Source organism: Microbacterium sp. K24 (genome assembly GCF_004794465.1).
Classification (GTDB): domain Bacteria; phylum Actinomycetota; class Actinomycetes; order Actinomycetales; family Microbacteriaceae; genus Microbacterium.
This window is the reverse complement of sequence record NZ_SSDJ01000093.1, coordinates 23,873-48,174: the sequence shown is the minus strand read 5'-3', so window position 1 is coordinate 48,174 and position 24,302 is coordinate 23,873. Positions and strand designations below refer to the sequence as shown.

At 71.0% G+C, this 24,302-nt stretch carries 21 protein-coding genes; 13 read left to right on the top strand and 8 right to left on the bottom strand.

Annotated elements, in window-relative coordinates; all coding sequences use genetic code 11:
* The first annotated feature begins 52 nt into the window (after positions 1-52).
* Together DW306_RS08225 and DW306_RS08220 are read left to right on the top strand one after the other, a co-directional pair.
* Complete coding sequence (locus tag DW306_RS08225) at positions 53-3,085, top strand: glycosyltransferase (protein ID WP_136055128.1); 3,033 nt, start codon at positions 53-55, stop codon at positions 3,083-3,085.
* Positions 3,082-4,464, top strand: coding sequence for a DUF5719 family protein (locus DW306_RS08220; protein ID WP_136055127.1), 1,383 nt, complete (start codon positions 3,082-3,084; stop codon positions 4,462-4,464). Before DW306_RS08225 ends, DW306_RS08220 begins: the two co-directional genes overlap by 4 nt.
* A gap of 9 nt (positions 4,465-4,473) precedes the next feature.
* Here DW306_RS08220 and DW306_RS08215 read toward each other — a convergent pair whose 3' ends face one another.
* On the bottom strand, positions 4,474-4,902 hold the full coding sequence (locus tag DW306_RS08215) for a hypothetical protein (protein ID WP_223625878.1): 429 nt from the start codon (positions 4,900-4,902) through the stop codon (positions 4,474-4,476).
* A gap of 77 nt (positions 4,903-4,979) precedes the next feature.
* Here DW306_RS08215 and DW306_RS08210 point away from each other — a divergent pair, with 77 nt between their 5' ends.
* The 5 genes from DW306_RS08210 (at position 4,980) to ahcY (ending at position 9,670) form a co-directional block, all read left to right on the top strand.
* Positions 4,980-5,186 carry a DUF3499 family protein gene (locus tag DW306_RS08210; RefSeq protein ID WP_136055126.1) on the top strand — a complete coding sequence of 69 codons (207 nt, stop codon included), beginning with the start codon at positions 4,980-4,982 and terminating at the stop codon, positions 5,184-5,186.
* A gap of 108 nt (positions 5,187-5,294) precedes the next feature.
* Positions 5,295-6,221: a biotin/lipoyl-binding protein gene (locus DW306_RS08205; protein WP_136055125.1), complete on the top strand. Its 927-nt coding sequence runs from the start codon at positions 5,295-5,297 to the stop codon at positions 6,219-6,221.
* Positions 6,218-6,970 (top strand): ABC transporter ATP-binding protein, encoded by a 753-nt coding sequence (locus DW306_RS08200; RefSeq protein ID WP_136055124.1) that lies wholly within the window; start codon positions 6,218-6,220, stop codon positions 6,968-6,970. Before DW306_RS08205 ends, DW306_RS08200 begins: the two co-directional genes overlap by 4 nt.
* Positions 6,967-8,181, top strand: a complete 1,215-nt coding sequence (locus DW306_RS08195; RefSeq protein ID WP_136055123.1) for an ABC transporter permease — start codon at positions 6,967-6,969, stop codon at positions 8,179-8,181. The genes DW306_RS08200 and DW306_RS08195 overlap by 4 nt, the downstream gene beginning before the upstream one ends.
* Positions 8,182-8,224: 43 nt before the next feature.
* Entirely contained in the window at positions 8,225-9,670 is a 1,446-nt protein-coding gene (ahcY, locus tag DW306_RS08190) for an adenosylhomocysteinase (RefSeq protein WP_136055122.1), read from the top strand.
* A gap of 30 nt (positions 9,671-9,700) precedes the next feature.
* On the opposite strand, the gene DW306_RS08185 is transcribed toward ahcY, so the two are convergent.
* Positions 9,701-10,510: an RDD family protein gene (locus DW306_RS08185; protein WP_136055121.1), complete on the bottom strand. Its 810-nt coding sequence runs from the start codon at positions 10,508-10,510 to the stop codon at positions 9,701-9,703.
* A gap of 16 nt (positions 10,511-10,526) precedes the next feature.
* Here DW306_RS08185 and DW306_RS08180 point away from each other — a divergent pair, with 16 nt between their 5' ends.
* Entirely contained in the window at positions 10,527-11,519 is a 993-nt protein-coding gene (locus DW306_RS08180) for a stage II sporulation protein M (protein ID WP_136055174.1), read from the top strand.
* Between the two features lie 28 nt (positions 11,520-11,547).
* Here DW306_RS08180 and DW306_RS08175 read toward each other — a convergent pair whose 3' ends face one another.
* The 5 genes from DW306_RS08175 to DW306_RS21260 are packed head-to-tail and all read right to left on the bottom strand — an operon-like array spanning position 11,548 to position 17,112.
* The gene (locus DW306_RS08175; protein ID WP_136055120.1) at positions 11,548-12,855 is read right to left on the bottom strand and encodes a DUF58 domain-containing protein; all 1,308 of its coding nucleotides are present in this window, start codon (positions 12,853-12,855) and stop codon (positions 11,548-11,550) included.
* Positions 12,856-13,779: a MoxR family ATPase gene (locus DW306_RS08170; protein ID WP_240747118.1), complete on the bottom strand. Its 924-nt coding sequence runs from the start codon at positions 13,777-13,779 to the stop codon at positions 12,856-12,858. It lies immediately after the preceding gene.
* A gap of 44 nt (positions 13,780-13,823) precedes the next feature.
* The gene (locus DW306_RS08165) at positions 13,824-15,038 is read right to left on the bottom strand and encodes a DUF4350 domain-containing protein (protein WP_136055118.1); all 1,215 of its coding nucleotides are present in this window, start codon (positions 15,036-15,038) and stop codon (positions 13,824-13,826) included.
* The gene (locus tag DW306_RS08160) at positions 15,035-15,676 is read right to left on the bottom strand and encodes a DUF4129 domain-containing protein (RefSeq protein WP_136055117.1); all 642 of its coding nucleotides are present in this window, start codon (positions 15,674-15,676) and stop codon (positions 15,035-15,037) included. Before DW306_RS08160 ends, DW306_RS08165 begins: the two co-directional genes overlap by 4 nt.
* Positions 15,673-17,112 carry a glycerophosphoryl diester phosphodiesterase membrane domain-containing protein gene (locus tag DW306_RS21260; RefSeq protein ID WP_168429264.1) on the bottom strand — a complete coding sequence of 480 codons (1,440 nt, stop codon included), beginning with the start codon at positions 17,110-17,112 and terminating at the stop codon, positions 15,673-15,675. The genes DW306_RS08160 and DW306_RS21260 overlap by 4 nt, the downstream gene beginning before the upstream one ends.
* A 96-nt stretch (positions 17,113-17,208) precedes the next feature.
* Between DW306_RS21260 and mtrA the strand changes: the two genes are divergently transcribed.
* The 5 genes from mtrA to raiA all read left to right on the top strand — a co-directional run bounded on the left by mtrA (position 17,209) and on the right by raiA (position 22,822).
* The gene (gene mtrA / locus DW306_RS08150; protein ID WP_136055116.1) at positions 17,209-17,889 is read left to right on the top strand and encodes an MtrAB system response regulator MtrA; all 681 of its coding nucleotides are present in this window, start codon (positions 17,209-17,211) and stop codon (positions 17,887-17,889) included.
* A 7-nt stretch (positions 17,890-17,896) separates the two neighbouring features.
* Positions 17,897-19,579, top strand: a complete 1,683-nt coding sequence (gene mtrB, locus DW306_RS08145) for an MtrAB system histidine kinase MtrB (protein WP_136055115.1) — start codon at positions 17,897-17,899, stop codon at positions 19,577-19,579.
* Positions 19,572-21,290 (top strand): LpqB family beta-propeller domain-containing protein, encoded by a 1,719-nt coding sequence (locus tag DW306_RS08140; RefSeq protein ID WP_240747114.1) that lies wholly within the window; start codon positions 19,572-19,574, stop codon positions 21,288-21,290. The genes mtrB and DW306_RS08140 overlap by 8 nt, the downstream gene beginning before the upstream one ends.
* A 95-nt stretch (positions 21,291-21,385) precedes the next feature.
* Positions 21,386-22,030, top strand: a complete 645-nt coding sequence (locus DW306_RS08135) for a phosphoribosyltransferase family protein (protein WP_136055114.1) — start codon at positions 21,386-21,388, stop codon at positions 22,028-22,030.
* A 135-nt stretch (positions 22,031-22,165) separates the two neighbouring features.
* Complete coding sequence (gene raiA, locus DW306_RS08130; RefSeq protein WP_136055113.1) at positions 22,166-22,822, top strand: ribosome-associated translation inhibitor RaiA; 657 nt, start codon at positions 22,166-22,168, stop codon at positions 22,820-22,822.
* Positions 22,823-22,897: 75 nt separating this feature from the next.
* On the opposite strand, the gene DW306_RS08125 is transcribed toward raiA, so the two are convergent.
* Complete coding sequence (locus DW306_RS08125) at positions 22,898-24,235, bottom strand: hypothetical protein (protein WP_136055112.1); 1,338 nt, start codon at positions 24,233-24,235, stop codon at positions 22,898-22,900.
* Between the last annotated feature and the right edge of the window lie 67 nt (positions 24,236-24,302).

Below are 24,302 nucleotides of genomic sequence, written 5' to 3'. Positions count from 1 at the left end.
GCCGCGTCCACTGCTCCAGCGCCGATGATCGCGCGCTTAGGCTGACGACGTCATGCCAGCCCGAGTTCACGCCATCATCGTCGCGCGCCCCGGATCTTCTTCCCGCGCGCAGCTCCTCCGCACTCTCGACGCCGTGCGATCCCAGACGGCCCCGCCGTCCGCCGTGACGCTCGTGATGTGCGGTGACGCGACCACGGCCCGTGAGAGCGAGACGGTCTCCAACACCGTCGAAGGCATCATCGAAGCGCGCTCGACCACGTCGTTCGCCGAGGCGGTCGAGCTGGCGCGTCCTCGCGTCGCCGACGGATCGGCCATCTGGCTCCTCGCCCAGGACACCGCGCCTCATCCGCGCGCGCTGGAGCGGTTGACCGGGATGCTGGAGCGCTCGCCGTCCGCGGCGATCATCGCACCCAAGCTCGTCGCGACCGACAACGAGCGGGAGATCGTCTCCCTCGGCATGAGCATGACGACTCTCGGCCGGTCGGTCGAGCTCGCAGCCGGGGAACTCGACCAGGGACAGCACGACGGCATGGACGATGCCCTCGGCGCGGACATCCGCGGAATGCTCATCCGCGGCGAGGTCCGCGACGCCCTCCGTCCCGATCCCGCTCTGGCCGGCGCCGATGAAGGACTCGACCTGGGCGTGCGCGCACGGCTCGGCGGCGGTCGCGTCGTGCTCGCTCCGAGCGCGCGGATCTCCGTGTCGCCGGACGGCCCGGCCGCGCTCCCGGCCGGCGCCTCTCGTCGCGCCTATGTGCGCCGGCTCGCCCAGCTGCATCGGCGCCTGGCCTACGCCCCGGCGCCGGTGGTGCCGCTGCACTGGCTCGCCCTCCTTCCGCTCGCGCTCTGGCGATCGATCACCGACCTGATCGGCAAGCGTCCGGAATCGGTGATCCCCGAGTGGGCGGCGGCACTCACGGCGATGCTCCGCTTCGGAGCGATCGCGCGCTCGCGCGCCAGCATCCGCTCCTTCCGTTCTTCCGGCTGGGCGAGCATCGCGCCGCTGCGGGTGACCTCATCGCAGCTGCGCCGTCGGCTCGACGACGGGCATGGCAGCGAGGGCGGTGCCGTCAGCGAGCTGCGCTTCTTCTCCGGAGGCGGGGCATGGGCCGTACTGGCGGCCCTGGTCGTGAGCATCGCGTCGTTCACCACGGTGCTGGCCTGGCCGGCCCTCGGCGGCGGTGCCCTGCTCCCGTTGCGCGAGACGGTGGCTGCGCTGTGGAGCGACGCGGCGTGGGGGCTACGCAGCATCGGCGTCGATCTCGTCGGCCCTGCCGATCCCTTCGCGGCGGTCGTCGCCGTGGTCGGCACGCTCTGGCCGGCCGCTCCTTCCTTCTCTCTGGTGCTGCTGTGGATCCTCGCCCTCCCGCTCGCCGTGCTCGGCGGCTGGTTCGCCGCGACCCGCGTCACCGACCGCCCGGGCCTCCGGATCTTCGCCGGTGTGGCGTGGGCGGTGGCGCCGACCTTCCTGACCGCTCTCGTCGACGGACGGCCCAGCGCCGTGCTCGTGCATCTTCTGCTGCCGTGGCTCTTCCACTCCGCCGTCGTGGCGCACCGGTCCTGGGGTGCTGCCGGTGCGGCATCCCTCCTCCTCGCCGGCGTCGTCGCCTGTGCGCCCTCGCTGGCGCCCGCCCTCGCGCTGCTGCTGGTCGTCGCGATCGGCATCACCCTGGGGACCGCGCAGTTCCGCGGGGCCGGACGACTGCTCTGGCTCCCGCTTCCCACCGCTATGCTGTTCGCCCCGCTCGTGTTCTGGCAGCTCGCGCACGGCACACCTCTGGCTCTTCTCGGCGATCCGGGCATGATCTGGGCGGGCCCGCAGGCATCCGCCGATGCCGCGGGCAGGCTCGCGATCGCGACCGGATTCCCCACGGTCGACTTCGCTGGCTGGACGGTGCTGATGCCCGGTGGGATCGGCGCCTGGGCGCCCCTGCTGTGCGCGCCGATAGCGCTGCTCGCGCTCGCATCGGCCGTCGCACCGCGTTGGCGCGCGGGGATCACGCTCCTTGTGGTGGCCGTGGCCGGCATGGCGACAGCCTTCCTGGCTGTCGGCATCACCGTCAGCTTCACGCAGGGCACCCCGGTCGCGATCTGGCCCGGCGCCGGTCTGAGCCTCGCCTGGATCGGCGTGGTGGGAGCCGCGCTGGTCACCCTCGACACCGCCCTCACCCTGCCGCGACTGCGCCTGCTCGCGACCGCCGTCGCCGCGGTGGCGCTCGTCGTGTGCGCCGTGCCGGCCCTCACGGCCTTCCACACGGGACGCTCCGCCCTGACCAACGGCCCGGTGTCGACGCTGCCCGCCTACGTCGCCGCGCAGGCCGCGGGGGATCGGCCGATCGCGACGCTCGTGCTCACGCCGCAGAACGACGGCGGTCTCGCCGTCGACGTCGCGTGGGGGGCCAGCGAGACGCTGGGAGCACAGTCGACCATGCTGACCACGGCCGTCGAGCCCCAGGGCGCCGACATCAGCTCTCTCGCCGTCGACCTCCTCTCCGCCCGCGACTTCGACGCACCGGGAGAGCTCGCCGCGCACGGGATCAGCTACGTCCTCCTCGCGCAGCTCCCCGGAGGCGAAGGCGACCAGGCGCGTGCTCTGCGGACCACGGCGGTCACCTCGATCGACCAGCGTCCGGGGTTCGTGCACGCCGGCACCACCGATCGCGGCGTGCTCTGGCGGCTGGAGGCCGATGTCGCCGAGCCGGAGTCCCTGACCTCGACCCAGCAGGGCACTGCCCGCCTGGTGATCACCCTGCAGCTCCTCTTCGTCTTCGCAGCCCTGCTGCTGTCCGTTCCGACGCGCTCGTCGCGTCGCGCGGCGCGCGCCCAGTCGCGCATCGTCGGGCGTGTCCCGGAGGAGCCGCTCGTGCTCCCGCGGCATGCCGAGGATCGCGACGACGAGGTCGCGGGCGTCGCCGAGGCGACGGTGCCGACGGTCGCGACGGGGGAAGCCGAGGACGCGATCTCCGACGATCCTCTCGTCGGCGTCGAACCGATCGAGGAACCTCCGACCGACGAACCGGCGATCGATGAACCGCCGACCGACGAGACCGCCGCCGACGACCCGGCCGAGGAGGACAACCGATGAACGGCACCCGCGCGTTCCGAGTCGCCGCCACGGGCGCACGCGTCGTCACCGGCGTGGCTGTCGCCGTGGCGTGCGTGGTCGGCGTCGTCGCCGCGATCCATGCACCGTGGCCGAGTGTCCGGCACGATCCGGCACAGGTCGAGGTGACGCCTCTCCCGGGCGACACCGTGCTGGTGTGCAACGGCGACCTGCGCGCGCTCGGTCGCGATTCCTCCGCGCCCCTGGACATGCGCTCCGCCGCGTCGCCGCGTCTCACGCAGGCAGGCACGTCCGGCACCCCCGCCACGCGGACGCTCGAGGCTCCCGATCTCATCGACGCCGGAGACGTGCGCGTGCTGACCGGAACCGTCGACGGGCGCAGTGCCCCGATGCTCGCGGCTGCGGAATCGGTGTCGATCGCCGAGGAGGACCTCGCCGGGTTCGCTGCTCTCGCCTGCGGCGAGCCGCGACTGGAGTCCTGGCTCGTGGGCGGGAGCGTCGGCACGGGCACCGAGGACATCGTGATCCTCACGAACGCCGGCGAAGTGCCGACGACGGTCACCCTTTCCGTCTTCGGCACGACCCGCAGCTCCCGCACGGTCGTGGTCCCGGCCGGCACGCAGACCGCGCTCCCGCTGACCTCCATCGCCGCCGGCAACGAGGCGCCCGTCGTCAAGGTGGACGCCGTCGGCGCCCCCGTGCGCGCCGTGCTGCAGTCCTCGGTCGTGCAGGTGCTCGACCCCGCCGGCATCGATCTGCAGGATGCCGTCGCCGGCGCACAGCAGAACGTCGTGCTCGTCGGGGTGCAGGCCTTCCCCGTCGAGGGCGACGAAGCGGACATGACCGTCGTGCGCCTGCTCGCACCCGACGCCGACGCGCAGGCCCGCATCGTCGCGCGCGCGTCCGGATCCGGCACGACGGCGACCGAGTTCACAGTTCCGCTCACCGCCGGCGCCCCGGCGGATGTCTCGCTCAGCGGACTCGAACCGGGCACCTACACGGTCGAGGTGGACGCCGACGCCCCGGTGGTGGCCGCGGTGCGTCAGCAGGATGGATCGGGTCTGGATTCCGACTTCGCGTGGGTGACCCCGGCGCCCGAGATCGACGCCGACGTGCTCATCGCCGTGCCCGATGGTCCGACCCCACAGCTGCAGATCGCGAACACCGCGGACGAGGAGTCGACCGTGAGCCTCGAACCGGTCGACGGCGGCGAGTCGCAGCAGATCGTCGTCCCCGCAGGAGAATCGGTGAGCGTCGACCTCGAGTCCGACACGACCTACCGGATGCGCCCGACCGGCACCGTGCATGCAGCGGTCACGATGACGGCGGCCGCCGCGCTCGCGGTGCTGCCCGTCCTCCCCGGGGCCGGCGCGGAGCAGGCGATCACCGTCTACCCCTGATCGTCCTGCTCAGTGGTCGTGGCCGAGGTCCCACGGCTCGCGTCCGACGTACTCCGCGGCAGCGCGGAAAACGGCGCTCTCGATCGCCATCCGGCGGTGCGCCGCGTCATCGTGCCCCGGCGGGAGGAGCCTCTCGATCGGCAGTCGGAACAACACGATCCGGCGGTTCTCCCGGTCGAGATACCAGCGGGGCACCTCATCCGTGGCCTCGAAGGCCGGGATGGCCCCGATCTCGAAGCGGACCTCCTGCAGCTCTGGCCAGGTGCCTCGCAGGAATTCGACGGCTGTCCCCACGGTCAGGTCGAACCTGTCGAGTCGACCGTCGAGCGGAGCGAGTGGCGGACGCACGACCTCGCTGCGGCCGAGGCGTCCGTGTCTTCCGTGCCGCGCTCCGCGCCGAGGTGCTGCGGAAGCGCGAGCGGTACGGCGACGGGGCATGACGAAAGTCTAGGCCGTGCGGGTGCGCGCGGCGCGGCATCCGCCCGCCCGCGTCGCGGGGTCGTACTGTTGCGGTGATGGACGGACGACTCTGCTCGAAGGTCGGCTGCGCGCGAGAAGCGGTGGCCACGCTCACCTACGATTACGGCGACCAGATGGCCGCGCTGGGACCGCTCGGTGCGCCCAACGATCCCCAGGCGCACGACCTGTGCTCGCCGCATGCCGACCGGATGTCGGTGCCGTCCGGCTGGATCGTCGTGCGACACGAGGCGCTCCGCGCCTGAGGCCATTCCGGCATACCGCCGACACGCGGCGGATGACCCGATATCCGGAATTCGCGACTGGCATCCTGTCTGCGGGCGTGTCAAGGCGGCGGGTCCGGAAAGGCAGCCGTGATCGTCTGGCGACGCTGGATCTTCCCTCTCCTTCTCGTTCTGGTCTTCGGAGCCTGCGCCGCGGCGCTGGTCAAGATCGCCTTCTTCCCGGACCGTGCAGAGAGCATCGTCAGCCCCGAATCGGGGATTTCCGACCCCGTCGTGGCCGTGGAACGCGGCTCGGTCGTCAACGCTCTGAGCCTCACGGGAAACGTGGCGCGGGATGACAGCTACAGCGTGCGGAGCGAGCTGAACGGCACGGTCCTCGCGGTGCATGTCGGGGAGGGCGCGACGGTCGCGGCCGGACAGAAGCTCTTCACCATCCGCCAGGACGATCCGCGCAAGGACATCGACGTGCTCGCCCCGGAGGCCGGCGACGTCTCCGAGATCGCTCTGGTGAAGGGGCAGGTGGCGACCGTCGGCACAGAGTCGTACAAGCTGACACCGGCGCGATATCACCTGCTGGCGACGGTCGAGCCCGTACAGCTCTACCGGCTGGTGAACGCGCCGACCGAGGGCACCGTGACGATCGCGGGCGGTCCCGCACCGTTCGTCTGCACCGGCGTCGGCGTGCAGGTGAGCGACGAGGGGACGGCCAGCGTGCGCTGCGCCATCCCCACCGATCAGACGGTGTTCGCCGGGCTTCCCGCGACCATGGACCTCGCCCTCGGCCAGGTCGACGACGCCCTCGTCGTGCCCGTCACGGCCGTGCAGGGCGGGGCGGGGTCGGGAAACGTGTGGGTCGATGCCGGCGACGGGTCCGACCCCGAGGAGCGCGCGGTGAAGCTCGGCGTCAACGACGGCGAGATGGTCGAGGTCACCGAGGGCCTCGAGGAGGGCGAGAGCATCCGCCAGTTCGTGCCGGGCTTCGTGGCTCCCGTCGAGGAGTTCTGCTACGAGGTCTCGCCCGGTGTCGAGCAGTGCGACAGCGGGATGAGCTGGTGACGCTCGTCGCGCTGGAGGCCGTCGCCAAGAGCGTGCTGCTGGCCGACGACTCCCGCCTCGAGATCCTGCGCGGCATCGACCTCGAGGTCGGCGCCGGCGACCACGTCTCCATCGTCGGACGCTCGGGCTCGGGCAAGTCCACGCTGCTCAACATCCTCGGGATGCTCGATGCGCCCACCTCCGGCACGGTCTCCTTCGAGGGCAAGGAGGTGCGGCGCATGCGGTCGGGCCGGCTCGACCGCCTGCGCGGCGACAACGTGGGCTTCGTGTTCCAGCAGTTCAACCTGCTTCCGGGGCGCACGGCGATCGACAACGTCATGATGCCGCTCGGCCACGCGAAGGGCCGGATGTTCTGGAACCGTCGGCAGATCGCGGCCGACATGCTGGAGCGCGTCGGCCTCGGACACCGGGTCGACCAGGTGGCCGACCGGCTGTCCGGGGGTGAGCAGCAGCGCGTCGCCATCGCCCGTGCCCTGGTGCGCCGCCCGGTGCTGATCCTCGCCGATGAGCCGACCGGCGCGCTCGACATCGATACGGGTGCCTCCGTCATGTCGCTGCTCGACGAGGTGGCGACCGAGACGGATGCCGCACTCGTCACGATCACCCACGACCTGCACGTCGCCGCGCGTGCCCGCCGCCACTATCGGCTGGACGCGGGGATCCTCGCGCCGGCCGACCTCAGCCGGGCCTTCGAGGCGTCGACGCTCGCGGCGCCGGTGCCGAGCCCGGTGAACGGTGCGAGCGCGTGACCGGGTTCCTCGGGGCATTGGCCGACGCCTGGGCGGAGATCCGCGTCCACAAGCTCCGTGTGCTCCTGAGTCTCATCGGCATCGCCGTCTCGGTCGGCGCGCTCACGGCGGTCGTGGCGATCTCGGAGTATCAGCGCCAGTACCAGGCCGAGCAGTCCGACCGGTGGGGAGGGCGAGCGGCGACGATCGTCGTCGGGATCACCAGCGAGGACGGCAACCCCGTCGACATCGACGACTTCGACGAACGCTTCGCGCGCGTGACCGAGCGCTTCGACTTCAGCCACACCGCGCGCGTCGCGCAGGGGATGATGGTCGGCGTGCAGCTCCCCGAGGGCATCACCGACGTGAACGCCCGGCTGATCGACCCGATGTACACGCAGATCCATCGCGAGCAGCTCCTCGAGGGGCGCTGGCTCCGCGACGCAGACAGCGAGGCGCTGGCGCCCGCGGCCGTGGTCTCCGAGCCGCTCTGGGAGCGGATCGGACGGGTGCCGCTCGGGGACCATCCGACGGTCACGCTCACCGGCGCGGGCGGCGGCACCTATCAGGTCGTCGGGGTGGTGCCGCGTGCGGGCTTCGGCGATGAGGAACTGCGCATCGATCTGCTGTACGACGCGTATCGTGCCCGCGTCGACGCCCTCCCGAAGGACGCCTGGTCGCAGTACGAGATCTGGGTCGGTCCCGATCAGGCGAACGAGATCGGGCCGGTGCTGGCCATGGATCTCCGCGCCGGCCTCCCCGAGGGACAGACCGTGTCGGTGAACCGCTCCGACTGGGGCGCGCAACCCGGGGCCATGGACGCCCAGGCGACGTTCGAGATGGTGACGGGCGGCATCGCCGCGCTGATCCTGGCCCTCGGTGCGTTGAGCCTGATCAACATCCAGCTCGTCGCGATGCGGCAGCGCGTGCGCGAGATCGGCGTCCGACGCGCCTTCGGTGCGAGCTCCGGCCGGGTCTTCTTCTCCGTGCTCCTCGAGAGCATGGTGGCCACCACCGTCGCGGGAGTCATCGGGATCGCGATCGTCGTCGCAGTGCTCCGCTCGGACTGGCTGGTCACGACGATGTTCGTCGGGATGCAGGACGTCCCGCCGTTCCCCATGAGGGCGGCGCTCATCGGACTCGTGGCGTCCGTGATCGTGGGCGCGGTGTCCGGGTTCGTCCCCGCGCTCGTCGCCCTGCGCGTGAAGGTGATCGACGCGATCCGCTTCTGACACATCCTGCGGCGCGCAAACCGCAGGATGGAACAATGGGGGGATGGCCGAGCTCGAGTACCGCGTCGCAGACCTGTCCCTCGCCGAAGCCGGGCGTCATCAACTCCGACTCGCCGAGAACGAGATGCCCGGGCTCATGGCGCTCCGGGAGGAGTTCGGTGCGGCGCAGCCGCTGAAGGGCGCCCGCATCGCCGGTTCGCTGCACATGACCGTGCAGACGGCCGTGCTGATCGAGACGCTGGTCGCCCTCGGCGCCGAGGTGCGGTGGGCCAGCTGCAACATCTTCTCCACGCAGGACGAGGCCGCAGCCGCCGTCGTGGTCGGCCCGGAGGGCACGGTCGACTCTCCCGCCGGCGTTCCCGTGTTCGCCTGGAAGGGCGAGACCCTCGACGAGTACTGGGCCTGCACCGAGCGCATCTTCGACTGGTCGGCGGCGGGGGTCGACGGGCCGAACCTCATCCTGGACGACGGCGGCGACGCCACGCTGCTCGTGCACAAGGGCGCGGAGTTCGAGAAGGCCGGGGCCGTTCCCGACGCCGCAGCGGATGCCTCGCACGAGTACTCGATCATCCTCGATCTGCTGCGCCGGTCCGTCGCGGCAGCTCCCGATCGGTGGACGAAGGTCGCCGCGGGTCTCATCGGCGTCACGGAGGAGACCACGACGGGCGTGCATCGGCTGTACGAGCTCGCCGCCGCCGACGATCTGCTCTTCCCGGCCATCAACGTCAACGACTCGGTCACCAAGAGCAAGTTCGACAACAAGTACGGCATCCGGCACTCCCTCCCTGACGGGCTGAACCGCGCCACCGACGTGCTCATCGGCGGCAAGGTCGCGTTCGTCTGCGGCTACGGCGACGTCGGCAAGGGCGCCGCCGAGGCGCTGCGCGGTCAGGGCGCTCGCGTCATCGTCAGCGAGGTCGATCCGATCTGCGCGCTGCAGGCCGCGATGGACGGCTTCCAGGTCGCCCGCCTGCTCGATGTGGCGGGCGAGGTCGACATCGTGGTGACCGGCACGGGCAACCGCGACGTGGTCACCACGGAGCACCTGCAGGCGCTCAAGCACCTCGCGATCGTCGCGAACGTCGGCCACTTCGACAACGAGATCGACATGGCGGGCCTCGAGGCGCTGCCGGGTGCCGAGAAGGTCGAGATCAAGCCGCAGGTGCATGAATGGCGGATGCCGAGCGGCCGCAGCGTGCTGATCCTCAGCGAGGGGCGCCTGATGAATCTCGGCAACGCGACCGGTCACCCCTCGTTCGTGATGAGCGCATCCTTCACCAACCAGGTGCTCGCGCAGCTGGAGCTCTTCACGAACATCGATGCCTACCCGATCGGCGTCCACACCCTGCCGAAGGCGCTCGACGAGAAGGTCGCCCGACTGCACCTCGACGCTCTGGGCGTGCAGCTCACCACCCTGACGGACGAGCAGGCCGCGTACATCGGAGTGCCCGTCGACGGCCCCTACAAGCTCGATCACTACCGCTACTGAGCGGTGACCGCGTCGGCGGAAGAGACGGCGTCAGACGCCCACGCGGCGACCGGTGAGCTTCTCGGCCCGTCGGTCGGAGTTCTCCAGCGCGCGGCGTTCGCGCTCTCGGCGCAGCACGGTGATGCCGATCAGCACCGCCTCGGGGTGGGCGGGAGGCATCGGCGACACGAAGGGCGTGGCCTCGGTCAGCAGGTCGTGCGCGACTCTGGCCCGCGCGGAGGGCACCATGCGCGGGGCGCTCTGCAGGAACTGCGAGATGCGCCGCGCCAGTCTGTCCGGCAGGCGAGCGACGTCGGCGATCTGCGCCCAGCCGGCGAGCTCCGGCGGAAGGATCGGCACGATCGGGACGAGCCGCGGCGTGCGCACACGCTGGCTGTAGGTGCCGGCGACGAGGTCGCCCAGGCGCTGGGAGCGGGCGTTGAACGCCCCGGTGAGCACCGCGATGCCGCCCAGGGTCCCGTAGATCTCCAGCACGCCGAGGAGCGCGCGGATGAACGCGTGCCGGAATCCGGCTGCACCGCCGTCGACGCGCACGATACGACCGCCGACCGCGAGCTTGCCGAGGCTGCGGCCCTTCATCGCGACCTCGACGGTGATCGGCAGCACCACGAAGCTGACCACGAGGGCGGCGACCGTCGCGATGCGGTCGGTGGCCTCGTCGAGCACACCCGCGTCGAGCAGCCAGATGCGCAGGAACAGCCACAGGATGAAGACCGCGAACCCGAGCAGCATGTCGATCAGGGCGCCCAGGGCCCGCAGCAGGAAGCCGACCGGCTGCACGTCGATGGCGACGGCCTCGCCGGAGAGCACCTCATCGGACGCATCGATCGGGACGGACATGAGTACAGTAAATCAGGTGGATGCCGATGCGCTGTCTGATGCACGCCGCGCCGAATGGGAGCGGCTGGACGAACTCAGTCGCGCCCGGCTCGATGGGGCGGGCGTCGACGAACTGATCGTCCGCTACCGCGCGGCATCCGCCGATCTCGCCGAGCTGAAGACGTCGGTGGGGGAGTCTCCGCAGGGCGCGTATCTCTCGACGATCCTGGTGCGCGCGCGGCTGCGCCTCACCGGGGCGTCCGACAGCATACTGACGCAGACCGCGCGGTTCTTCAGCCTGCAGCTGCCCGCGGCCCTTTATCGGCTGCGCTGGACGACCCTGATCATCGCCGTCGCGTTCATCGCGATCGGCGTCGGCACGGCGGCATGGATCGCGAACGATCCCGCCCTCATCGCGACGCTCGGTCCGCCCGACGCGCTCGAGCAGTACGCCGACGAGAGCTTCACGGGGTATTACACCGAGAACCCCGCCGCCGAGTTCATGGGGATGGTCTGGACCAACAACGCCTGGATCGCGATGCAGTGCGTGCTCTTCGGCGTGACCGGGATCTGGCCGATCGCGATGCTCGTGCAGAACGCCATGGGCCTCGGTCTGTCGGGAGCCGTGATGGCCGCCCACGACAAGGCCGACATCATGCTGCTCTACATCCTCCCGCACGGCATGCTCGAGCTCACCTGCATCTTCGTGGCCGCGGCCGCCGGTCTGCACATCTTCTGGGCGTGGGTCGCCCCGGGGCCCCGTTCCCGCGGCGAGGCGCTCGCGGAGGAGGGCAGGTCGCTCGCGACGGTCGCGCTGGGCCTGGTCTTCGCCCTGTTCCTCGCCGGTCTCGTCGAGGGCTTCGTCACCGGCTGGTCGCTGCCCTGGCCGGTGAAGATCGGCATCGGCGCGGCCGCGCTCGCGGTGTTCCTCATCTACATGCTCGTCATCGGCGGTCGGGCGCACCGCCGAGGCGCGACCGGAGACCTGGTCGAGTACGAGGCCGGCACACCCCGCCTCGTCGCCGGCTGATCACGCCTCGCCGACCACGCCGGACGGATCAGAGCCGGCCGGCCGCCTTCAGCTCGAGGTAGCGGTCGGCGATGCGCGGCGGCAGCTCCTCGGGGTCGGCCGCGATCGCCTCGCCTCCGGCCCTGCGGATCGCATCCGCGACGTTCTCGGCATCCCGCAGGGTGCGCTCGGCTGCGGCCGCCAGATAGATCTCCTCGCGGGACCCGCGCTGCCGGGCGAGGTTCGCGATGTCGTCGTCGGTCACCGATCCCACGAGCACCGTCGTCGCGCGGGAGGCGTTCGGGAAGGCGCCGAGGAAGGCTCTCGCCGACTCCGCCGCGTCCTGCGCGGTCAGGACCACGATGAGGGACGGGCGGGTGGTGAGGGTGCGGACGGCGGCGAAGGCGCCATGCCAGTCGGTGTCGACCAGGCGCGCGTGCACGGGAGCCATGGCGTCCGTCAGTGCCGGAAGAAGGGCGTTGCCGTCGACGCCGGTCACCCGACCGCGCACGACCCGGTCGTACATCAGCAGGTGGACATGGTCCCCGGCACGAGAGGCCAGAGCAGCGAGCAGCAGGGCGGCCTCGAGCGAGGCGTCGACCCGCGTGCCGTCGCCGACTCGCGCAGCGGCGGTGCGTCCGGTGTCGATGATGATGACGACGTGACGGTCGCGCTCCGGCCGCCAGGTGCGCAGCATCGTCGTGCCGGCGCGCGCGGTCGCGCGCCAGTCGATCGAGCGCACGTCGTCGCCGCGGACGTACTCGCGGAGGGAGTCGAACTCCGTCCCCTGACCGCGTACCTGGATGCTGGTGTTGCCGTCGAGCTCGCGGAGTCGCGCCAGGCGCGAGGGGAGGTGCTTGCGGGAGGAGAACGCCGGCAGCACGCGGATCGCTCCGCGCACCCGGTGCCGGGCCTGCCGTCCGGCGAGACCGAGCGGGCCGCGCGACCGGATGATCACGAATTCGCTCACCAGCTCGCCGCGGCGCCGGGGAAGCAGCGGTATGGCCACACGGGCGCGTTCTCCCGGAGGGACTTCGAGCTGCGGGCGCGCCGGTGACGCCCCGGCGGTCGGCTGCCAGGCGTCGCGGATCACGGCGTGCAGCGTTCGCGTGCCGTGGTTCTGCACGGCGACGCTCACGGGAACCGGCTCGCCGATCCGCGTGCGCTTCGGCACCCGACGCGTGACCGTCACGGCCCGCGGGCTCGCCGCGAGAGCGATGTCGATCCCCGTGAGCAGAGCGCACAGCGCGATCCACCCGCCGAACAGCGCGTACGCCGGGTACCCCGCGAGTCCTCCGAGGACGAGCGGGATCACGCCCACGGCGAGGGCGACGGCGAGACGGCCGGTGACGAACACCTAGATCGGCACCCTGGTCTGCTGCACCACCGAGGTGAGCACGGCATCCGCCGACACGCCCTCCATCTGCGCATCCGGCCGCAGCTGCAGGCGGTGGCGCCACACGGGCACCAGCATCGTCTGCACATGGTCGGGAGTGACGGCCGTCGAGGCGTTCAGCCAGGCCCAGGCCTTCGCCGCGGCGAGCAGGCCGGTCGACGCGCGCGGGCTCGCCCCGAGCTCGACGGAGGGGGACTGACGAGTGGCCCTGGCCAGGTCGACGACGTAGCCGAGCACATCGTCGGTGACCTCGACGCGCCCAGCGGCATCCTGCGCCGCGCGGATCTCGTCGGCCGTGACGACCGCCTCGACGCCGGTCAGCTCCCGTGGGGAGAAACCCTCCGCGTGGCGGCGCAGGACCGATACCTCGGCATCGCGTTCCGGCATCCCGACGACGAGCTTCATCAGGAAGCGGTCGAGCTGCGCCTCGGGCAGCGAGTACGTGCCCTCGTGCTCGATGGGGTTCTGGGTCGCGGCGACGAGGAACGGGTCTGGCAGCGGGCGGCTCACGCCGTCGGCCGAGACCTGGCGCTCCTCCATGGCCTCGAGCAGAGCGGCCTGCGTCTTCGGCGGCGTGCGGTTGATCTCGTCGGCGAGCAGGATGTTCGTGAACACCGGCCCCGCACGGAAGTCGAACTCGCCGGTGCGCGCGTCGTACACGAGTGACCCGGTGACATCGCCGGGCATCAGGTCGGGCGTGAACTGCACGCGCTTCGTGTCGAGGCCGAGCGCCCGCGCGAACGAGCGCACGATGAGGGTCTTCGCGACGCCCGGCACGCCCTCGAGGAGCACATGGCCTCGGGCGAGGAGCGAGACCAGCAGGCCCGTGACGGTGCCGGCCTGCCCGACGACGGCTTTGTCGACCTCGGTGCGGACGCGATGCATGGCCTGACGCAGCGCGGCGTCGTCGGCGGGATGGTTCTGGGCGGTCACGTTGTGCCCTCGGCTTCCGTGTGGGGTGAATGGCGGGTGGTGCGCGTGGTCGCCTCGACGGCGGTCTCCAGCTCGTCGAGTCGTCGCGCGAGCTCGACGAGCGCGGCGTCGTCGTCCGGGAGCGGCCCGGCGAGCAGCGCCTGCAGGGTTCCTCGGGGAATGCGCAGTCGATCGGATGCCGCGTCGGCGACCTCGTCCGCTCCGGCGTGCACCGCGAGACCGAGACGACGGGCCAGTCGACGCTGCGCACCGTCGCGGAGCGCCTGGCCGGCGTGGGGCGCATCGGCCGCCTTCGCCGTCAGCCGTGCCCGGCCGTGCATGGTCTCCGACGCGCGCACCATGACGGGGAGGGTCTCGGCGACGAGCGGGCCGAAGCGCTGACCGCGCCAGACGGCTGTAGCGATCCCGGCCACGATGAGGAGCAGGATGGCGGGTGTGACCCACGGCGGCGTCAGGCTCCCGAGCGTGTCGGGCGACTGTCCCTCGATGTCGGTGTCGCCGAAGGACGGCACGTACCAGACGACGCGATCCGTCTGTCCGAGGAGCGCGAGAGCGAGCGCGGCATTGCCGTTCTCGGCGAGGTAGGCGTTGCTGAAGAGCCTCGTGCCCTCGACGACCGACGTGCGGCGGCCGTCTCCGGCATCGTCGACGAGCACGGCGGCGCCGTCGCCGTCGCCGAAGCAGGCCTCGACGCCGTCCTCGGGGGAGAAGAACCGGTCGGCGCGGATCGTTCCGACGTCGGCGAACTCCGGGACGTCGCAGTCCGCGGCGGCGGGGTTCGAGCTGCCCGGAGCGTTCTCGCCGATGTCCAGCACGCCCAGCAGGTGCGTACCGGTCGAGAGGAAGACGACCCGATAGGCGGGATCGAGCAGCTCGGAGAGGGCGTCATCGGTCAGGGTGTACGGGTTCGTCATCACGAGGGTGGTGTCGTCGTCGACCGCTGCGCGCGCCTCGGCACGGGACCGGTACACCGACACCTCGACACCCTGGTCGCGCAGGATCTCGGCGAGGGCCAGAGCCCCGGAGTCGTCGCGACCCTCCGGATCGAGCGTGCCCCGAGCACCGGGGCCGCTCGCGCTGACCTGAAGGGCGACGAACGCCACGAGCACGACGAGGGCCACGACGATCGCCCACCCCGCGATGGCGCGCACCCTTCGCGGTCGGGCCTCGGCGGTCGACGCCTCCGGGATCGCCTGGTCGATCACGGTCACGCGGGCACCGCCTCGGGGCGCCGCGTGCGCAACCGGTCGTCCGTCGCTGCCAGCTCGCGGTAGCTCTCCTCGGTGGCCGGATGCCGCAGGTAGCGCACGTCGTCGAACGACACGGCCGCGCGGCGCATCGCCGTCGCCTCATCCGCGAAGACCGCGCTGGCCTCCCGCGCGATCGACTGCGCGGTCGCACCCGGGGCGGGGTCGATGAGGTCCCTCTCCAGCAGCCCGCGCGCGATCGCGCGGTAGCGAAGGATCGTCGCGGTGTCCCAGTCGCCGTCGCGAGCGCTGCGCTCGGCATCCGCTCGGAGCTGTGCGGCACTCCGATCGTCGCTCTCGCCGAGCAGATCGGTCCGCGCGCGGCGCACGGCGCGCGAGCTGCGCGGCCGACCCCAGATGATGAGCGCGGTGATGAGAGCCGCGACGATGATCACGCTCACGACGATGAGGGCCCACGGTCCGATGTTCGCGCCGTTGTCCGAGCTGAAGAGGTCGGCGATGAATCGTCCGATGTCGCGCGCGACGAGATCGAACCAGGTCGGCTTGGCGTCCGCATAGCGCGGATTGGAGAGCTCCTCCTCCGCCCAGCGCTGTGCCTCATCCCCATCGGGGACGAACAGGTCGTCGAACGGTCGGATCATGCCGTGCCGTCACCGCTGCCCGGAGCGGCCCAGCCTCCGTCGGTGGGCGCGGACCACGGGCTGTCGGTCGGAGGCGCGGGATTCGCGATGGGCGGAGGGGGCGCCGCAGCGGGCGGTGCGGGCGGCGGTGCGGGTGCGAAGGCGGGCGCCGGTGCCGACGGCTGTGCACCGTACGGCTGTCGCGCCGGGGCCGGATTCTGATGCGGCTGAGGCGCGTACGGCTGCGGGGCGTAGGGCTGAGGCGCGTACGGCTGAGCCGGGTATGACTGCGGTGGGTAACCGGGCGCCGCCGGGGCTCCGTACTGCGGGTAGCCGTAGCCCTGCGTCATCGCGACGTGGTCCGGCGCCTGCCGAGGCGGCGGGGCGCTGCTCACGGCACGGGTCGGATCCACGGCGAACGGGTCGTCGAGCTGATCCTCGGTCCACCCGAGCTCCCGGCGCTCGACGTGCGAGATCAGCGTCTGGTCGAGGCCCTCGTAGCGCATCCGGCAGTCGAGGTAGACGAGCGCCGAGCCGGTGCTCTGCACGACGAGGGTGATCGCCTGGAGCACGAGCAGCAGGATCTGCGGGGCCACGAGCGTGAAGACGAAGGTGATCACCGCGCCGGCATCGTAATCCCCGGTGGGGGCGATCACCGATCCGAGCAGAGAGCTGAGCAGTCCCACGGGAATGCTCACCACCTGCATGGCGAGGCCCATGATCGCGCCGATGAGGAACATGACGCCGAACGCGACCCAGAATCGGCCCCGGGTGAGGCGCCAGGATCGCACGAAAGCCTCCCGGAACCGGGCGCGCTCGAGCACGAGGATCGACGGCACGAGCAGCAGCTTCGTGCTCAACCAGACGAACAGCGGGATCGAGGCCAACCCGATGAGGATGCTCACCAGGATGATGATGCCGATGAGCTCGGCGGTGCCGCCCAGCCCGCCGGCGACGAGTGCTCCGATGATGAGCGCGATGATCGCGAAGAAGCCGAAGACGGCGACGACGGACAGCGACGCGAAACCGGCGAGACGCCAGAACGACGGCGCCATCTTGCGCCACAGCATCCCGAGCGTCGCCTTCACGCCGATCGCCGCGTACCCGACCTCGGCGGCGACCACGCCCTGCATCATCGCCGTGAAGGCGATGGAGGTCAGGCCGACCGCGAGCCCCGCGATGATGTTGATGGCGATCGTGCCCGCGAGCACGGCCTCGAAGTCCGGGGAGGAGGGCGGCACCGTCTCGAGCCGGGAGAACGTGCTGAACAGCACGACCCCCATGACACCGGCGGTCACGATCACCACGATCAGCTGGATCACCACGGCGAAGCCGAAGAGCACCTTGGGATTGTGCCGGAGAGCGGCGAACGCCTTGCCGAGCAGCATGCCGAACGTCAGCGGATGAAGCGGGATGATGCCCTTCTTCGGGGCAGGGGTCCATGTCTGACCGCTCACAGCACTCCCTCCATCGTGCGCTCCCATCGTGTCATATCCCTGTCGGTGGTGCGCAGACCTGGGGACGGCGGTACTCGGTGCCATAAGGTAACAGTTATGACCTCACGCATTCTTGTGGTCGACGACGACACCGCGCTCGCCGAGATGATCGGCATCGTGCTGCGCACGGAGGGTTTCGAGCCGGTGTTCTGCGCCGATGGCGCCCGTGCGGTCGACGAATGGCGCACGCAGCGCCCCGACCTGGTGCTCCTCGACCTCATGCTCCCCGGCATGGACGGCATCGAGATCTGCACGCGCATCCGCGCCGAGTCCGGCGTGCCGATCCTCATGCTGACCGCGCGTGGCGACACCGCCGACGTGGTCCGCGGCCTCGAGGTCGGCGCGGACGACTACATGGTGAAGCCCTTCAACCCGAAGGAGCTGGTCGCTCGCATCCGCACCCGCCTGCGCCCGACGCCGCAGACGACGAGCGAGCAGCTGAAGGTCGGCGACCTCACGGTCGACGTCGACGCCCATGAGGTGCGTCGCGGCACGACCCCGATCGCCCTGACTCCGCTCGAGTTCCAGCTGCTCGTCGCGCTCGCCTCCAAGCCGCAGCAGGTGTTCTCCCGCGAGATGCTGCTGGAGCAGGTCTGGGGCTACCACTACAAGGCCGACACGCGACTCGTGAACGTGCACGTGCAGCGGCTCCGGGCGAAGGTCGAACTCGACCCGGACAACCCCAAGATCGTGATGACGGTGCGCGGCGTGGGCTATCGCGCCGGGAGCGTCGGCTAGGAGCACGATGGCCGCGACGACAGCGACCACCACGGCCGTCGCTGTCCTGCGCGACTGGCGGGGCTGGCCGACCGTGCTCTCGGCGCTGTGGCGCCGCTCGCTGCGGTTCCGCACCCTCACCATCACCCTGCTCGCGACGTCGCTGGCGATCTTCATCACCTGCGTCACGATGGCGCTCGTGATCCAGAACGACCTGTTCGTATCGCGCAAGAACGTCGCTCTCGAAGACGCGCGCCGCGCCGTCGATCAGGCGCAGGACATCCTCGACGTCGCCGAGGTGAGCGACGACCCGGCCGCTCTCGCCGACCTGTGGAGCAGCATCCAGGCGAACCTGGCGCGAACGTCGAGCACCGATCAGCTCGCCGGCTTCCGGATCGACACGGAGTCGGACGGCGTGCGCCTGAACGGCTTCACCGCGGGGCTGAGCAGGAACCGACTCAGCCCGGAGATCGAGACGCGCGTCGAGGAGTTCGCCGATCGTCAGGCGTGGCAGTCCGTCGCGCTCCCTGTCGCGGACGGGGGCGAGGTGCCGGGGATCGTCGTCGGGCAGCAGCTGAACGTGCCGGAGGCCGGGGCCTTCGCGATCTACTTCGCCTACGACCTGCAGGATGCGAATCAGACGCTCGTGTTCGTGCAGCGCACCCTGTGGATCGCCGGCATCGGTCTGGTCGCGATCGTCGCCGCGATCTCCTGGATCGTGCTGCGCGCGGTCGCGACGCCGATCGTGCAGGCCGCCGAGACGAGCGCCCGGCTGGCGGCGGGCGACCTCGGCGTGCGCCTGGAGGTTCACGGAGAAGATGAGCTCGCCACGCTCGGTCGCTCCTTCAACGCGATGGCCGACAGCATCGAGGCGCAGATCAAGGAGCTCGGCGAGCTCTCGATGGTGCAGCAGCGCTTCGTGTCCGACGTGTCGCACGAGCTGCGCACGCCGCTGACGACGATCCGGCTCGCCGCGGACATGCTGAACGACCAGCGCGAGGAGTTCGATCCCACCACCGCTCGCACCACCGAGCTGCTGCACACGCAGGTGCAGCGCTTCGAGACCCTCCTCGCCGATCTGCTCGAGATCAGTCGCTACGACGCGGGTTCCGTGCAGCTCGAGCTCGAGGCGACGAGCCTGGCGCACCTCGCCGAGGACATCATCGACCAGATGCATCCGCTCGCCGAGGGACGCGGGTCCGAACTGCGGCTCGTCGCGCCGGGCGGGTACTCGCCGGTGGACATGGACCCACGACGGGTCCGCCGGGTGCTGCGCAATCTCATCGGCAACGCGATCGAGCACGGCGAGGGCCGGCCGATCGTCGTCACCGTCGACAGCAATCAGCACGCGGTGGCGGCGGGCGTGCGCGACTTCGGTCTCGGGATGGAGCCCGCCGACGCCGAACGCGTCTTCGACCGCTTCTGGCGCGCCGACCCGTCGCGCCAGCGCACCATCGGCGGCACCGGGCTCGGACTCTCGATCTCGCTCGGCGATGCGACCCTGCACGGCGGCACCCTCGGCGTGTGGTCGGAGCTCGGCGTCGGCACGAACTTCGTCCTCACGATCCCGCGGCACGGCGCCGCGCTGGAGGGACCGAGCCCGATCCCGATCGAGCCCCAGGAGCCGCTTGCGGAACTCGGCGATGCGACGCAGCCCATCTCGTGGGCGGAGCTTCCCGGACTGTTGAAGGAGCCGGACGATCATGACTGAGCGCCGAGCGTCCCGGATGCTGCGCGGCGTCGCGCTGGTCGTCGCCGCCCTGCTGCTGCCTGCGTGCGCGGGCCTGCCGACCACCGGCGACGTCGCGGTGGGCCTGGTGCTCGGCGAGTCGACCCAGGACGTCGACTTCCTGCCGGTCGCGTCGGGACCTATCCAGGGGGCGGGGCCACAGGAGATCGTCGAGGGATTCCTCGAGGCGGGGATCACGACCTCCGACAACTGGGCGACCGCTCGCGAGTTCCTCGCTCCCTCGCTGCAGCGGTCATGGCGTCCCGCGGCCGGCGTGTCGATCGACGTCGGCACCGAGACACGCGTCCTCACCTCCTCCGTGGCATCGGACGCGGTCGAGGACGCGGACAGCGCCGACGTGCAGGTGCGGCTGGACCTCGTCGCGATCGTCGACGAGGCCGGTGCCTACGCGGAGGCGCCCGGCGCATCGCCGACGATGTTCGCCCTGGAGCGGATGGATGACGGCGAGTGGCGCATCACGCAGGCGCCCGACGGCATCGTCATCGACGAGCCCCGGTTCGCGAACGTCTTCGACGGCTATCCGCTGCAGTACTTCGACGGCGGGTGGTCCCGACTCGTGCCGGACGTCCGGTGGTTCCCGCGACGCCAGAGTCCCGCGACCACCGTCACCCAGGCGCTCATCGACGGCGCGCCCAGTCCGTGGCTCGATCCTGCGGTGCAGACCGCCTTCCCCGCCGACGTGCAGCTCGCTCAGGATGCCGTGCTGATCACGGATCAGGTCGCCGAGGTCGCTCTCACGCGCCCCGCCGTCGGCCTCGACCAGCTGACGCTGTCCCGCATGCGCACGCAGCTGCAGGAGACGCTGAAGGCCGCCGGAGTCTCTGTGACGCAGGTGCGCTTCGCGGTGGACGGGCGGACTCTGGATGCCGGGGTGGTCGAACTCGTCGACACTCCGCCCGACGTCGGAACCATCGTCGTGCAGAACGGCGTCTTCGGGCGGATCGTCGGCGACGAGGTCACCGAGATCCCCGGGATCACCCCCGGCGTCGCCGCGATCGATCAGCCGATCGTGTCGATCGACGTCGCAGCGGACGACTCCCTGGCCGCTGCGCAGCTCGCCGACGGCCATGTGTACCTGATCGGCGACGGGACCTTCGACGAGCTGGACTCCCGGCCGGGCCTGATCGAACCCTCGCTCGATCCCTACGGCTACACCTGGACCGTCCCGGCAGGCGAGCCCGGTGCGCTGCAGGCACGGGGGAGTGACGTCGTGGAGCACGACGTGGCGAATGCCTGGCCGAACGCCTCGTCGATCTCCGACCTGCGGGTCTCCTCCGACGGCGCCAGGGTGGCGGCCGTCGTGACGGTGGGCCAGCAGCGGTGGGTGGTGGTCGCCGCCATCGTTCGCGATCCCGCGGGGATCCCGCTCGAGCTCGGCGACATGAAGCAGGTCTCGCTGATCTCCGCACCGGCCACAGGGCTGGCGTGGCTCGGCACCGAGCGCCTGGCCGTTCTCGTCGACCCGCTGGGGCCGCAGGTCGTCACCCAGATGGTGGGCGGACCCGGGACCGCGGAGGCCGCCCCCGAGGATGCGGTCTCGATCGCGGGCGCCCGGACCGTCGGCGGGCTGCGGGTCGTCGGGGTGGGCGGACAGCTCTTCGCGCACGCCGGTTCGACCTGGCGGGAGATCGCGACGGACATCTCGGTCCTCGCGACGCGTGCCGGCGAGTGATCCACCTCTCCTGCACAGAACACTGATCGATCCGCTCTCCCTGTCGGCGATGCCGCAGAGCCCCATCGGCTGGTTGCGTCCGTCAGGATCGTCGGATGAACAGTACCTCGGTTCTCCGAGCCGTCGGCGGCGAGATCGCCGCCTTCCTCCTCGCCGCGTCCTGCGCCGGCTGCGACGCCCCCGGTCAGTTGCTGTGCCCGTCGTGCCGCGCGGTGCTCGTGCCGGAGCCCCGTGAGCATGTCACGCCCGCAGGTCTGCGCGTAGAAGCGGCCCTCGCATACGACGGGGTGGCTGCTCGGTGCATCCGGCGGCTCAAGAGCGATGGAGAGACCTACCTGGCGCGTCCCCTCGGTGCGGCGCTCGCCGCGGTCCTGGCGCCCACCGTGTCGCCGTCGACCTGGATCGTGCCGGTCCCCACTTCGCGCAGCGCCTTCCGCCGCCGGGGCTACCGCGTGCCCGAGCTGCTCGTCCGTCGAGCGGGATACACTCCCCAGCGTGTGCTCTCGCTGGTCGCGCGGCCGGTCGATCAGCGTGGCCTCGGCATCCACGAGCGCGCCGCCAACGTCCACGCGACGATGCGCGCGCGTCGGCCCGGCGGAGGGGCGCACGCCGTCCTCGTCGACGACGTGGTGACGACCGGCGCGACGCTCGATGAAGCGGCCCGCGCCCTTCGTGCGGCAGGTTTCCGAGTGGCCTCGGCGGTGACGCTCGCCGCCACGCCGAGGCGCGCCCGATTCTGAGGAGACTCATCGGGAACTCACCGACGACACGACGAAAGTCACCAGTGACATCGACTCGCATGCGGACTACGGTTGGGGACCACAAGGCGACAACGGTCCGCCCTTGGCCGGGAGGACCGGGACAAGGAGACAGCAATGGAAACGAGCATCGTCGGCGTCGGAGTGGGAATCACCGATCGCTTCCGAACCGTTGTCGAGGAGAAGATCGCCAGGGTCGAGACGCTCGCGAGTCGAGCGCAACGGCTGGATGTGAAGGTCACTCACCGCGTGTTCCGCAACGGTCACGTCCCCGAGGAGACCGTCGAGCTGACGCTCGTCGGGAAGGGCCCGGTCGTTCGCGCAGAGGCGACGGACGGTGACAAGTTCGTCGCTCTCGATCTCGCGGTCGACAAGATGTCCGAGCAGCTGCGACGCGCCAAGGAGAAGCGGGTCGACGGACGACAGCATCCTCGCGGCGCCCACTTCGAGAAGGGCACCGGAGAGCTCGAGGGCATCGACGTGCAGCCGGCCTCGGCCGACGTGCTGCACGCGGTGGCGACGGGGAGCATCCCGGTGCAGAACGACGACGACGAGTCGTACTCGCCGGTCGTCATCCGCACCAAGAGCTTCGACGCCGAGTGGATGACGGTGGAGGAGGCGGTCGACCGCATGGAGCTGGTCGGACACGACTTCTTCCTGTTCGTCGATGTGCGCACCGACCACCCCAGCGTCGTGTACCGCCGCAAGGGCTGGGACTACGGCGTGATCGCGCTGAGCACCCAGGCTCCGCCCGCGGAGGCGCTGGCTTCCTGAGCTGATACGCAGAACGGCCCGTCCCGAGAGGGGCGGGCCGTTCTGTCGTGGAGAGGGTTCCGGTGAGCAGGCTGCTCAGTCGAAGATGCCGTCGAGGAGGCTGCCGATCACGAGTCCGCCCAGGATGCCGGACGCGATGTCACCGCCGCCGCCGCCGCGGGGGCGTCCGCCCCAGCCGCCGCCGCCGTAGCCGCCTCCGCCGCCCCAGCCCTGATCGTCGGGGCGCGAGGAATCGATGTCGCGCTGTGCGAGCTGCAGAGCCTCCGAGGCCAGATGAGCCACGCGCCGGGCCTGCACGAGGGCCTCCTCGCGCGTGTCCTCGGCGGGCAGGAGATCGGAGAGGTCGACACGCAGCCGCTCGGCTTCGGCGAGACGCGTGCGCGCGTCGGCGCCGATCCAGCCGCGATGCCCGGAGATGAGTCCGCGGGCCACGCCGAGCTGTCGGTCGGCGTCGTCGATCGCATGCTGCACCTGCGGAATGCTCGGCAGGGGGTGCTCTGCGCGGTGCCGCGCCTTCGCGATGGCGTCATCCAGGGCGGAATTCGCGGTGCGCAGTTGCGACAGCTCCGCGAAGGGATCGTTCGGCGTACCCGACGGGGTGAGGGCGCTCAGGGCGGCCTGCAGGGCCGTGACGGCCTCAGCGACGGCGGGCGCCGGGGGAGCGTTGCGCGCGGCGATCAGATCGCCCCGCGAGTCGGCGACGACCTCGGCGAGCGTGGACTCCGCGCGCAGCGCCTCGATCTCGAAGTCCTCGACCGCGTCGAGCAGGGCGGACGCGCGGCGGGTGGCCTCGGTGGCGGTCTCGAGGGCGAGGTTGGCCTCCTCGTTCTGCTTGGCGGCACGCCGTCGCTCGGAGATGTCGGCGCTGTGCGTCGCGAAGGCGATGAGCTGCTCGGCTTCGGCGGCGCTGGCGGTGATCTGGTGCATCGCGGACTCGGCGTAGCGGGCGGACAGCCGCGAGACCGATTCCTTGGTCTGAGGGATGCGAGCGCTCAGTGCTGCGGCGTCCGCTCGCACCTGGGCGATGACCTCGGGCGCGCGGCGCACCTTGGCGACGGACGCGGCGAGCACCGACGTCTTCTCGTCGAGCAGGTCCTGAGCCCAGTCGCACAGCTGCAGGATGCGCGCGTTGCGGGTGCGCAGCTCTTCGGCCGTATCGGGGATCTCGTCGTGGTTCAGCTGGTGCAGCTGGAAGGCCTCGCGCAGATGCGTGCGCACGGCAGCCAGAGCCTTGCGCAGGTCGGCGGTCAGGGACTCGCCGAGCTCGGCCTCGGCGAACGCGAGCTCATCCGACGTCGTGCGGATCCTCTCATCGGCACTGACCAGAGCCTGCTCGGCGCGACGCGCCAGATCGGCGTCCTGTGCGGCGAGTTCTTCCTGTTCGCGTTTACGTCTGCCCCAAATTCCAGCCATGATCCGATCCTAGTTTCCTGCGCGCTCACGGTGGCTGAGCATCCGCTCGGGGTGAGCCGGGTTCGCT